We start from the raw sequence: 12,544 nt of genomic DNA on the forward strand, positions 1-12,544 counted from the left end.
CAGTTAAAAGAAGATGTCGCATCTGAATATCGTTCGTATTGAGGAATATGAATCAATGAATGGCTTCATCCAGTCGCCTTCATTTTGATTAAGCTTCCTGAAAGTGGTTTTCTGAGTGGGTTATTTCAAGTCATTATTCAGCGTACCAAGTGTCACGGTGAAGCGCTGGAAAAGTTGAATCGCATCGGCAGTGCATCGAAAGTGACGCTGTCTTTTGAATTGTGGGGTTGGTATAGCAATGCAAAAAAATAAATACGACGATATCGTCACCTGTAACTTGAGTGTCTGGCACAGGCCAGTTGGTTTGGTCTTTTTCCTGGCATCTGTTGTATTGATTGTGCTGTTTCCTTATTTCCCGGTTCAGTACCTGACCGCTTTACTGAGTCTTTGGTCCGTATTACGAAAGAAAGAAATGGTATGGCGGAAAAGGGAGCGTCAGTGGTCTTTTCGAGTTCGGCGATTTTTTCTGTGGCGCCAGATCAGCCATCAGATGACAGAGCGCGATGCAGTGATTCTGTATTACGAAAAACCTGTTGAGGAAGAAAGAGATGGCACGACAATGACTCAATACGGCTGGTTTGAGCTTGAGTTCGAACCACAAGCCAATCGGTTTGATCTGGATAGCCAGTCTGAATATCAAACTGGCGCTCAATATCGATTAAAAAAATTCGACCAAGATGCCAAAGCGCCTGAACTAACGGAGATGATGAAACAAATTATTGAGGTCTACCGTGCCAGCAATCTGGATGTCCGAATCGTCTTCGGATTGGAAGATCTGGATGAGGAAAGATATAGGGCTATCCAAACTGCGCTTGGCATTGATCCATCACGTGCCTCTTTTGAAGGTGCATTGCCTGCTACAGATAAGCGCCCCGATTATTATGAAATAAAGCGATACACACTGACGTCCAGTCAAATGAGAGATGAAACGGCATCGGCAGAACAGCGCAATGATGTTTGACGTATGGCAGACGAGATGAAAATAACAAAAAACACAGACGATAGTGTCATCTGCAACTTAAAGGTCTGGCATAAGCCGTTTGGCTGGTTTTGGACGGTTGTGTTCGCCATCTTCCTGCCTTTTGTGTCGCTTCACCCCTTGCAGGCTGCATTGGGTGTGCTGGGGCTATGGTCTGTGTTGCGAAAAAGAGAGATTCACTGGTGTGCCATAGAGGCGCAATGGGTCTACCGAACCCGAAACTTTTGGAAGTGGCGTGAAGTGCAATATGACATGACTGCGAATGATACGCTGACACTCATCTGGAGCATAACGGAATCCGATTCGTCGCACTTCAATCTGAGATTTATACCCAAATCGGCTCAGTTTCTTCAGCGTCATCGAATCATGGAGCATTTTACTGTAGAGATATTCCCGACGCAGACAGGTGAAGTTGAATTAACGGCAACGATGAAAAAAATCAGTCACATTTATCGCTCCTGCAATATCAGCCTGAACACCGGCGTTGAACTCGATGAATTGAACGATAAAACAAGCAAAGCTATTCATGATGAACTTGGCATCGACTTTTTACCTACTCAATCTGATGAGAAGGTTGTGTTATTCAGTGATATTATCCGGCGTGAAAAGCAATGACGAATACAGATGTAATCTCTAGACTTCATTCAACCTGCTGTTACTGCATATCTGACGGGGGAGTGGGGTTCAGGATGGAACATCATTCCCCCGGTCTTTTCCCGAGGAAATGATGCTCGGGACAGAATCATTTACTCCGGCTTTAATGTTGTTCTCACAAACACTTTGTTTTCGATGCAGAGAACTGCTTGGCGACATGAGCTGCATCTGCCGGCGCACCGATTGTTGCAACCGCCTGAACGCTTTGAATGCGTTGTGCGGCAGAGATGACCGCCCGGCCACCGAGGCTATGGCCGATCAGTAACGAAGGTGCCAAAAATTTTTCTTCCAGATATCTGGCCGCCGCGACTAAGTCTTCAACGTTCGATGACATTGAACGGTATCCAGTGGAAATCCATATAAAAACTCTGCCATGTACCTGCCGGTGATTTCCACGTTTAACATTCAGCCTTAACTCGATACTGGGCCCCAGCAAGCAGGATATCTGCCCTGCTTGGTTACAGAATCAGCTTGGTTACAGAATCAGCTTGGCTACAGAATTTGCTTTGCTAAAGAAAGACGGTTAAACCAGATGTCGCACTCAGTACGATGAGTTAGCCGACGTCAGGGCCTGCGTTGATTCACGCAGTACCAGTTCTCCGCTATAGGTCTGGTGCCGCGTTTGGGCGTGCTCTTTATTGGCTAGGGATACCGCCAGTGTCATGGCATCCTGAGTGAGCTGAACAATCGGCAAGGAGACGGTGGTCAGGCTGGGAATGGCGTAAGCGGCTGCAGGTTCGTTATCAATACCCATCACAGAGACATCCTGTGGCACGCGCAGACCGTGATCGAACAAGGCACGAATGGCACCGATTGCCATGTCATCGTTACAGGCAAAAATGGCACTGACGCTCTGCTGGCTGCTGAGGAGCTGTTCCACGGCCTGATAACCGCTTGCCAGAGTATTTGTCCCTTCATGAACCCAGCCGGGCTGCATGGTTATCTGCTGTTGCTCCAGCATTTGCTGATACACCGCATAGCGGATCTGACCAGTTTCGCTCGCCAGTGGGGAAGTAATACAGGCAATGTGGCGATGACCGAGAGACAGCAAATGTTGCATCGCAATTTCTGCCAGCTGGCGTTGATCCAAACCAAAACTGTGCAGGGTGTTATCTTCAAACTGACGGTTCAGGATGATCAAAGGTGGCAGTACGCTCTGCTGCAGAGCAGCCAGATCTGCGATGCTGAGATGGCGGCTGTAGAGCAATATCGCGTCGCAGCGCTGGTTGGCTAAGGTGGCAACGGCTTCCCGCTCACCGCTGGCGGTGTTGCGGCTGTTAACCACCAGCAGCTTTTTACTGGCCTGCTGAGTGCTTTGCTCGGCATGGTGCAAAATGCTGCCAAAATAGCTGCTCTGAAAGTGGGGCAGGATAAGGCCGATGGTATTGGAGGTATTGGTTGCCAGCGCCTGCGCCATTGCGTTGGGCTGATAGCCGAGAGATTGCATGGCAGAAAGCACCGCGTCGCGGGTGGCGGCTTTTACCTGCCCGGTGCCGTTTAAAACACGTGACACTGTGGCTTTGGAATAGCCTGTTGCTTTACACACATCGTTTATGGTTGCCATTGCCTGTCCTCTTTATCATCCGGCCACGGGCAGTAAGCCGCGGCCGGATGGCGAGTGTAGCGAACTTTAGCTGTTGTTAGAATGCTTTATCCGTCGTTACAGGCTTTCACCCTTGGTGGCGATGACGTTTTGATACCAGAAGAAACTCTTTTTCTTCGACCGTGCCATGGTGCCACTGCCGTCATCGTGTTTATCGACATAAATGAAGCCGTAGCGTTTCCGGTATTCCCCGGTAGTGAAAGACACGCAGTCGATGCAGCCCCACGGGGTGTATCCCATGACATCAACGCCCTCAATCGTTATAGCTTCTTTAACCGCCCGGATATGCGCACTCAGGTAATCAATCCGGTAGTCGTCATTGATCGAACCATCATCTTCGACCTGATCAATGGCGCCAAAACCGTTTTCGACGATGAAGATAGGTTTCTGGTAGCGTTCATACAGATCAGACAGCGCGACGCGCAGGCCATCGGGATCAATCTGCCAGCCCCAGTCAGAGGCTGGAAGGTAAGGGTTCAGCTTACTGTCTTCAAACAGGGAAGTGGTTTCGCCGTCTGGGTCTTTCTTCGCCGACACTATGTTGGTCATGTAATAGCTGATGGCCAGATAGTCAGCGCAACCTTCACGCAAAATGGACTCATCACCGGGCTGCATTTCAACCGCGATGCCTTTGCGTTCCCACTCTTTGCGCAGGTAGCTGGGATAATAGCCCCTTATCTGAACGTCACTGAACAGGTATTTCTGACGCATCAGCTCTTGCGCCAGCAGCACGTCGTCAGGGTGACAGGTGGCCGGATAGAGCGGCATCATGTGAATCATGCTGCCGATTTTGAAATCCGGGTTGATGGCATGGCCCAGTTTTACCACTTTTGCACTGGCCAGAAACTGGTGGTGTAGCACCTGATACATCACTTGTTCCGGATTGCCATGATCGCTGTAGATCATGCCTGAGTTGCAGTAACCCCAGATAGGCAGTTTCCAGTTGCGCTGGTTATTGATTTCGTTGAAGGTGATCCAGTATTTCACCTTGTGTTTATAACGCTCCATCACGACCTGGCTGAAGGCCACGAAGAAGTCCGCAACCTTACGGTTCAGCCAGCTGCCGTAGTGTTTCACCAGGTGGTTCGGCATCTCAAAGTGAGAAAGGGTGATCACAGGTTCGATGCCGTGTTTGAGCAACTCATCAAACATATCGTCATAGAACTGCAGCCCGGCTTCATTGGGCTCTTTTTCATCGCCATTGGGAAAAATGCGTGTCCAGGCAATGGAAGTCCGGAAGCATTTGAAGCCCATTTCGGCAAACAGCGCGATGTCTTTTTTGTACCTGTGATAGAAATCAACCGCTTCATGGTTGGGATAGAAGTGATCCGCTTCTACCGACTCGGTGATCACTCGCGGCACTTCATGGGCGCCTTTGGTCAGCACATCCACCACGCTGACGCCTTTGCCTCCCTGATCCCAGCCCCCTTCGACCTGATGGGCAGCCACTGCGCCGCCCCAGAGAAAATCAGTCGGAAAGCCTTGTTGTGACATCTGTAACCCCCTTGTGCTGGCAAAACGATCTCATGAACAATATTGGATCCTGAGTGCAGTGTAGATCATTCAATTTCAGAATGTAACCGGTTTCTGTAGCCGGTTTCTTTGGCGGGTTTGGCTGTCTGGCAGAAACCAGAGAAGCATTACGCTTGCTGGCCAGTAGATGGCATTTGGTTAGTGCTTGGGCGCTGGAGAAAAGGCTCAGAAGAGCAGGCAGTATGCCAGCCTGAGTACGTGAATACATTCGTACGTGAATAGATTGGCTGACATACTGTCTGTGCTTAATGCGGGAACCATTTTTTTGCTCTGTACCTGAGCAGAGCGCGGACTTTACCCTGCTGGTGGCTAGTCTGCGAACGCAACGTCACGCAGGAATAAAGCAATTTCAGGGAAGATCACGAGCAGGGTGGCTGAAAGCAGCAAGATGGCAATAAAGGGGCCAGTTCCTCGCACCACTTCCCAATAGGGTTTTTTAAATATCGCAATGGCAGTAAAGATGTCACAGCCAAACGGCGGTGTGGCGGAGCCGATCGCCACCTGCAAGGTAATAATGATCCCGACATGAACCGGATCGAGATTGGTGGCTTCGATGGCTGGCGCAAAAATTGGCGTCAGCACCAGAATCACTACAATCGGGTCGACGAACATGCAAGCGATGAAGAAAGCCACAGAGATGGATGCCAGCACCCCGAGCGGGCCCATTTCATCAATGCCGACCGCTTCCAGGATCATTTGCGGAATCTGCGCGAAGGATATGATCCAGGAAAAGCCATTCCCTACACCGACCAGAATGAAAACAACCGCGGTAATCAAACCGGTGGATTTGGCAATGGCGTAAATATCTTTGCTGCCCAGTGAGCGAAAAACAATGAATTCCAGAAACACGGCGTAAAGCACGCACACGGCTGCGGCTTCCGTCGGGCTGAAGATGCCGCCGTAAATCCCGCCTACTATGATCACCGGAAACATCAGCGGCCAGATGGCGCTTTTAGCGGCATCAAAGCGCTCAGACCAGCTGGCGCGTTCTTCTGTCGGTACCTTATTGATGGTGGCGTAAGCCAGACAATACAGAGAAAAGAACAGCAGAATCATCAGACCGGGGCCGACGCCAGCAATGAAAAGCTCAGCGATAGAGGTTTCCGAAATGACACCATAGATGATCATCCCGATACTGGGCGGGATCAAAAAGGCGATATCACTGGCATTGATAATCAGGGCCAGCGAGAAAGAATCGCTGTAACCGGCTTTGAGCAACTTGGGGCGCAGCGTGGAACCCACGGCGACAACGGTAGCCTGAGTAGAGCCCGAAACTGCGCCAAACAGGGTGCAGGAAGCGGCGGTACTGATGGCAAGCCCCCCCCGGATATGGCCGATAAAAGTCATCACCATATTGATCAGGCGATCAGCAGAGTGGCCGCGGGTCATAATATCAGCGGCCAGAATAAACATAGGGACGGCTATCAGAGAGGCCGGCCGGATCCCACCCAGCACCTGCTGGATAAAAGTATCCATTTGTCCCATACCGCCAAACATCATGTAGAAACCGGTCAGGGCGGCGGTAATCAGAGGGATCATCATAGGGAAGCCGATCAACAGCATCACTATCATGATCAGCATTAAGGTCATTGCCATGGTGAATACCTTCTGTACTTCATTTTTTATGCTTTATTTTTGGTATCTGTGTACTCGTCAAGCACACCGGTGGACAGGTAGATTTCCGGGCTGGTCGCATTTTTATAGGCAGTCAGCAAGTACTGCACACCAGTGACGGCAAACCCCAGGGGAACCCAGATATATATCCACCAAATCTCAAAACCTAATGCTGGCAAAATACGGCCACGTTCAAAAACAGACAGCACATACTGGTAGGAAAAATAAGCCAGCAGGAACATGATAGCGGCAGTGATGACTGAAATCAGGATCATGACGATTTTCCGGCCTTTGAAAGGCAGCATGTCATAGAACGCAGACATACGGATGTGGCGGCCATGGCGGGCAGCATAACCGATGCCGGCAAAAGTAATCAGAATAATAAGTATGCGATTGATTTCGCCGGAGAAAAACAGGCCCTGGCCAAAGCCGAACCGCGCTACTACGTTTACGCAGGTGTTCAGGGCCATGAGCAGCACGCCAGTAGCAAGCATGAAGGATTCAATTTTACTGATCAGTGTATCGACTTTGCCGAGCACACCGGGCAATTCCGAGTGGTATTCCAATGATTCGGAATCGGACATAACAACTTCCTCAAACAGTAAGGTACCGCCTGTCAGGCGGTACCTCGTACGACTTTATTATTGTTGAGCAGCTTTTAAGTCAGCTTTGAACTGATCCAGCAGTTTCTGACCGTCCGACCCTGTCATTTCAATAAAGGTTTTTTCTACCTGGGGTGCACGCTCTTTGAATTTTGCAATTTGCTCGGCAGATAAGCGCGTTACCGTGACATCGTCACTGGATTGCTTGATTTTAGCGAGGGATTTCTCAGCCAGACCCGTAATGTGTTTCATGGTCTCGCTGAACGCGTATTCCGCCGCTTGCCTTACCATTTCCTGGTCTTCGTCTGACAGACCATCAAAGAACTTCTTGTTGGCCATTGAAGCTGTGGTGAACCAGCCATGGTGCGTAAAGATCAGGTTTGGCGAGACTTCGTACAAACCGCCGGACTCAATCCAGAAGATAGGGTTTTCCTGGCCCTGAATCATATTGGTCTGCAGGGCACCGTATACTTCACCCCAGGGCAGCGGGGTCGGGGTAGCGCCAAAAGCTTCATAGGTGGAGGACAGCAGAGGGTTAGTCATGACTCGGATTTTTTTGCCTTTTAACTCTTCCGGAGAGGTAATAGGTTCATCAACCGTCATCACCATTTCGCCTTCAGGGTACATCTTGAGCAGCTCTAAGCCTTGTTCTTCATACAGTGCAGGGAAGTTGTTGTTCACTGCTTTACTGGTTTTGAAGAAATTGATTACCGCCTTCATGTCTGTTGGCATCAGGTAAGGGATGAAGAAAATTTGTGCCTCAGGAATGAGCGAGCCGGTAAAGCCGGGTGACTGGTTAACAAACTGCAGAATTCCTGCCTGGGTTTGCTCCATAATATCGTCTGATTCGCCCAGCTCACCAAAGCGGTATATTTTCAGATTATGGTCAGAGTGCTCTTCAATATAATCTTTAAATTTGTGGGCATAAACGTCTTGTACATCGCCTTCATATTCTTCGTGAGCGTAACGCCAGGTATCTGCATTAGCCAGAGTGGAAAATCCTAAAGTTGCAGCAACACAAGACATTGCAGCAATTTGCTTGATATGACGGTGAATAAACATCACGTCCCTCCTTGTTGGAATGCGTTAAAGCCATTTCAGACAACAATAATTAATCCGTGATGTTTTAATGCACGGTTAATTGCGGTTTTTATCCGGTTGAATAGTGGCAATTTTCAGTGTCAGTCCTTTAATACCCTGACAATATTATTGTTTTTATTAAAGTAATTCGTCGATGGAATGTCTTCTGATGTGACTTGAGTCACGATTATTTGTCAGGGTTTTTAATGTGATAAATAATATCCATACAAAGGTTGACATTGTTTTTGTTGGCTTTGTTTAAGAGAGTGGTAACAATGATTTGTTTTTAATTGAACGATTAATTAAATTAATTTTCTCATCTGAAGCATGGAACGAACAGTCATTATTAATTTAATGTTTATTACTGATTGTTGCGGTTGTTTTTTATGATTGTGTGGCTATTTTTAGCCACTGGCGTTTTAACGCTTTGGTTTATTGTTCACAGAGGGTAAACACAAGCCAAGAGTAGTCATAGCAGGAAATGGGGGTAATAAGTAAAGCAGCTTATTTATAATAAGGTGCCTGATGCTAAGTAAAAGTGTGTGTGTTTTTGTGCCTTGATACAGAGATATATCTGAAAAGGACAAATAATGAAGAATACACCCTGATGGTTTCACAGGTTTTGCAATATTCTGATTGTGCATCGGTCTTTCTTTGTTAATGCGCAGGGTTTATGCAAGGGTTAATGCGCCTGGGCGGGCTGAATTATGCAGCCAAGTGTGTATTGCTCTGACGGGACAGGCAAAAGCGTTTCAGGCAACCTTGTCATTCAGGCCTATATAATTTGTGAAACTTGTTAATAGTAAAGGGTTCTAACTCACAAGCGTTTGAGGCCGTGATTTGGCAGAGAATGGCCCAATATGTATCAGTCAGGGTCGAATTTATTCAATGAGGTAAACAGAATGGCAAATGAATACGTACCACCGAAAGTCTGGACTATGGATGCTGAAAACGGCGGTGAGTGGGCAAGTATCAACCGTCCCGACTCCGGTGCCAGACATCAGCAGGCATTGCCTGTGGGTGCCCATCCATTACAGCTTTATTCTCTGGCCACGCCAAATGGCCAGAAGATTACTATTATGCTTGAAGAGCTGCTGGCGCTGGGTGTTACCGATGCCGAGTATGATGCGTACCTGATTAACATAGGCGATGGCGATCAGTTCTCCTCGGGCTTTGTGGCGGTTAATCCGAATTCAAAAATTCCGGCGCTGGTGGATCAATCCGGCCCCGCACCTGTCAATGTGTTTGAGTCGGGTTCTATTCTGGTCTATCTGGCGGAAAAATTCGGCTACTTTTTACCGGTCGACATTGCCGAGCGTACCCGAGTACTGAACTGGCTGTTCTGGCTGCAAGGCTCTGCGCCTTATCTGGGCGGCGGCTTCGGGCATTTTTATGCCTATGCGCCGGAGAAGTTCGAATACCCGATCAATCGCTTCACCATGGAAGCCAAACGCCAGCTGGATGTGCTGGATAAGCAACTGGCAAACCATACCTTTATTGCCGGTGAAGAATACAGCATTGCTGATATGGCGATCTGGCCCTGGTACGGCAATCTGGTACTGGGCTATGCCTATGATGCGGCAGAGTTTCTGGATGCCGGCAGTTATCAGCATGTGCAGCGGTGGGCGAAAGCGATTCTTGAACGTCCGGCGGTACAGCGCGGTCGTATTGTGAACAGAACGTCCGGTGAAGAATGGGAAGTGCTCCCTGAGCGACACAGCGCCGCAGATATTGATGCTGTGCTCAAACTGAAGCCCTGATTTATTCAGCACTCGTTTTTCAGTAGTTGTAAGCAACAGGCTTAGAAGTGGCAGCGTCGTCTGCCACTTTTTATTGTCATCCCTAAACCACCGCCTATGGCGGTGAGGATTGCTTCAAAGGATCACCGCAATCTCATTACTGCGCTTTTACTCAGTGGGTTGGTAAAGCTCTGAATTACATTTGAACCCTGTCATCGACCATTGGCTTGTGGCCTCTCAGGCGGCTGATGTCCGTCATCGGTGGGATGCCAAACAGCCGGCTGTATTCGCGGTTGAAATGGGAAGGGCTTTCATAGCCGACTCTGTAGCTGGCGGCGGAGGCGTCTATGCCGTCCTGTAGCATGATCCGGCGCGCTTCATTGAGCCGGAGTTGTTTCTGAAACTGCAACGGCGTCATGGATGTCACGGCTTTGAAGGCATTGAACAGCGAAGATTGACTCATGTGAACCATATCGGCCAGCTCCTGCACCCGGATTGGCTCTTTAAAGCGCTGCTGGATCAGCTCGACGACTTTACTGATGCGGTTGGCCTGGGTATCCCGTAACAAAAACTGGCGAAGCTGAACCCCTACCGGGCTTTTCAGCAGCCTGAACATGAGTTCCCGCTTAAGCAGTGGCAACATAACGGGGACATCTTCCGGATGGTCGAGTAAGGCCAGAAAACGTTTGAACACCGACAGTATATCGTCATCAGATGCCACGGTTCTGATGCAGTAAGGACACTTGGTGATGGCTTCGGGCGGTTCGTTCATGGTGATCAGTAAATCTGTCAGTTCCTTGAGATCCAGCGAAATACTGATACCGATGTAAGGCTGCTCTTCTGAAGCGCGAAGGATCTCGCCGACAACAGGCATCATTACAGGCACCAGTAATAAATCGCCTTCTTTCAGTAACAATTCACGCGCCCCGGCCGTAATGCGCTTTTCGCCCTGCAGCAGCAAACACAGCATAGGGCTGTAGATGGTGGGTGAGCAGGAGGTATTTTCCGTGCTGTGCACCAGCTTAATCTCCGGCAACGCCGTTTCGGTCAGTCCCGGCCCGTCAATATGCCGATTCACCAGGTTGATTAATTCTTGTTGGGTACCCGTCATAGTGTCACTCACCATTTTCTCATCCACATACGACTATAGAGTATAAGGCAAGCGTACTGCCACTGTTTTATCTCATAATGACAATTAGAGGATTAGGCAAGGATTGTGTAGGAAAAGGCAAGATATCAGCTGTGGCGCGTTTCTGTCTTTTGCAGACTCAAGTGTCTATAATCTTTACCGCTACTGGTGTGATTACTTGCTGAATTGATCTTTTTGTAGAAATAGGCAATCTTCTCCGAGCTTTCGACAATATCAATACGCTGAATGGAACATAGAATGACAAGGTGAAATCCGATCCCTCTTTAGTGGTTCGGATAAGACATTGCATTTATCGAATTTCGCGTATCAAAGTCAGAGAGGATTGCCTGATGACCCTATTCACCCCATTCAGAAACGTGTTCAGGAAACAGCTTCTTGGTGGCATGTCTGTCTTTCTGGTGTCCGCCTCCGGGACAGCTATCGGCAATGAATCTCCGGCATCACCGCCGCTGCCTGCCATCAGTGTGGCGACGGTGCTCAGTGAACGTATCACTGAGTGGGATGAATACACAGGCCGTTTGCAGGCACCCGAGACAGTGGTGCTCAAACCCCGCGTTTCCGGTTACGTGACTGAAGTGGCTTACCGCGAAGGCGATCTGGTTCATCAGGGTGATGTGCTGTTCAGTATTGACGATCGCCTGTTTCGCGCCGAAGTTGAACGGCTGGAAGCGCAGCAGGCCAGTTTGCAGAGTCAGTTAAAACTGGCCGAGAGTGAGTTTGTCCGCGCCAAACGACTGAACGCCACCAAAGCCATTTCTGCCGATGTCTATGACAACCGTCAGGCGGCATTACAGCAGGCCAGGGCCGAGCTGGATGCGCTGAAAGCTTCGCTCAAGCACGCGCGCTTGCAGTTGTCATTCACCCAGGTGGTGTCGCCGATTGACGGCAGAGTTTCACACGCGCAGGTCACGCAGGGCAATTATGTCACCAGTGGCCAGAGCGAGCTGACGACCATAGTGTCGACCGAACAGATGTACGCCTGGTTTGATGTCGATGAGCAAACCTACCTCAATTATGCCCGCAACCATCTGGTGCGTGTGTCGGAAACCCGTGATTCCAGTCCTGTGATGATGGCACTGTCTGGCGATGCCGGATTTTCATATCAGGGCCATATCGATTTTATCAATAACAGTGTCAATCAGCAGACTGGCTCGATTCGGATGCGGGCCACCTTTGAGAATAAAGCCCAGATGCTGATGCCCGGCCTGTTTGCCCGCTTACGGTTGATCGCCAGCAAACCTTATGACGCGATTCTGATTGATGAAAAAGCCGTCGGCACCGATCTCAACCGGAAGTATGTCCTTAAGCTTGATGACGCCAACGTGGTGACTTACCAGCCAGTGACCCTGGGTGAGAAAGTCGCCGGTTTGCGTGTGGTGCAATCCGGCCTGACGACAGAGGACAGAATTGTGGTCAGCGGGCTGCAGAAGATCCGGCCGAGTATGCAGGTTGCGCCGAAAGTTGTGGAAATGGCCACCACAGAGCAACTGGCCGATATTCACCGCTATCAGCAGTGGCACACAGAAGACAACAGTGTGGAAGGAAGCGGTGTGCTGACCGCCCGCCAATCAACCGACGCACAGTAATCAG

The 12,544-nt window shown here is 49.4% G+C and carries 11 protein-coding genes; 4 read left to right on the forward strand and 7 right to left on the reverse strand.

Annotated elements, in window-relative coordinates; translation table 11 throughout:
* The first annotated feature begins 238 nt into the window (after nucleotides 1-238).
* Together IFO68_RS05295 and IFO68_RS05300 are read left to right on the forward strand one after the other, a co-directional pair.
* Complete coding sequence (locus IFO68_RS05295; RefSeq protein WP_192014907.1) at nucleotides 239-961, forward strand: hypothetical protein; 723 nt, start codon at nucleotides 239-241, stop codon at nucleotides 959-961.
* 3 nt (nucleotides 962-964) lie between these two features.
* Nucleotides 965-1,594 (forward strand): hypothetical protein, encoded by a 630-nt coding sequence (locus tag IFO68_RS05300; RefSeq protein WP_192014908.1) that lies wholly within the window; start codon nucleotides 965-967, stop codon nucleotides 1,592-1,594.
* Nucleotides 1,595-1,748: 154 nt separating this feature from the next.
* On the opposite strand, the gene IFO68_RS05305 is transcribed toward IFO68_RS05300, so the two are convergent.
* From IFO68_RS05305 to IFO68_RS05330, 6 genes are all read right to left on the reverse strand, one after another.
* A complete protein-coding gene (locus IFO68_RS05305) occupies nucleotides 1,749-1,967 on the reverse strand; it encodes an alpha/beta hydrolase (protein ID WP_225445051.1) in 219 nt (72 codons plus the stop codon).
* Nucleotides 1,968-2,174: 207 nt separating this feature from the next.
* Nucleotides 2,175-3,197 (reverse strand): LacI family DNA-binding transcriptional regulator, encoded by a 1,023-nt coding sequence (locus IFO68_RS05310; RefSeq protein ID WP_192014909.1) that lies wholly within the window; start codon nucleotides 3,195-3,197, stop codon nucleotides 2,175-2,177.
* Between the two features lie 96 nt (nucleotides 3,198-3,293).
* The gene (locus tag IFO68_RS05315; RefSeq protein WP_192014910.1) at nucleotides 3,294-4,730 is read right to left on the reverse strand and encodes a 6-phospho-beta-glucosidase; all 1,437 of its coding nucleotides are present in this window, start codon (nucleotides 4,728-4,730) and stop codon (nucleotides 3,294-3,296) included.
* A gap of 348 nt (nucleotides 4,731-5,078) precedes the next feature.
* Nucleotides 5,079-6,365 carry a TRAP transporter large permease gene (locus IFO68_RS05320; protein WP_192014911.1) on the reverse strand — a complete coding sequence of 429 codons (1,287 nt, stop codon included), beginning with the start codon at nucleotides 6,363-6,365 and terminating at the stop codon, nucleotides 5,079-5,081.
* 26 nt (nucleotides 6,366-6,391) lie between these two features.
* Nucleotides 6,392-6,967, reverse strand: coding sequence for a TRAP transporter small permease (locus IFO68_RS05325; RefSeq protein ID WP_192014912.1), 576 nt, complete (start codon nucleotides 6,965-6,967; stop codon nucleotides 6,392-6,394).
* 57 nt (nucleotides 6,968-7,024) lie between these two features.
* The gene (locus IFO68_RS05330; protein WP_192014913.1) at nucleotides 7,025-8,047 is read right to left on the reverse strand and encodes a TRAP transporter substrate-binding protein; all 1,023 of its coding nucleotides are present in this window, start codon (nucleotides 8,045-8,047) and stop codon (nucleotides 7,025-7,027) included.
* 920 nt (nucleotides 8,048-8,967) lie between these two features.
* Between IFO68_RS05330 and yghU the strand changes: the two genes are divergently transcribed.
* Nucleotides 8,968-9,825 (forward strand): glutathione-dependent disulfide-bond oxidoreductase, encoded by an 858-nt coding sequence (yghU, locus tag IFO68_RS05335; protein WP_192014914.1) that lies wholly within the window; start codon nucleotides 8,968-8,970, stop codon nucleotides 9,823-9,825.
* 175 nt (nucleotides 9,826-10,000) lie between these two features.
* Here the strand turns inward: yghU and IFO68_RS05340 are convergent, their stop codons facing one another.
* Nucleotides 10,001-10,930: an AraC family transcriptional regulator gene (locus tag IFO68_RS05340; protein WP_218384045.1), complete on the reverse strand. Its 930-nt coding sequence runs from the start codon at nucleotides 10,928-10,930 to the stop codon at nucleotides 10,001-10,003.
* Between the two features lie 353 nt (nucleotides 10,931-11,283).
* Between IFO68_RS05340 and IFO68_RS05345 the strand changes: the two genes are divergently transcribed.
* Entirely contained in the window at nucleotides 11,284-12,540 is a 1,257-nt protein-coding gene (locus IFO68_RS05345; protein ID WP_192014915.1) for an efflux RND transporter periplasmic adaptor subunit, read from the forward strand.
* Nucleotides 12,541-12,544 lie beyond the last annotated feature (4 nt).

The organism is Photobacterium arenosum (genome assembly GCF_014841115.1).
GTDB lineage: Bacteria > Pseudomonadota > Gammaproteobacteria > Enterobacterales > Vibrionaceae > Photobacterium > Photobacterium arenosum.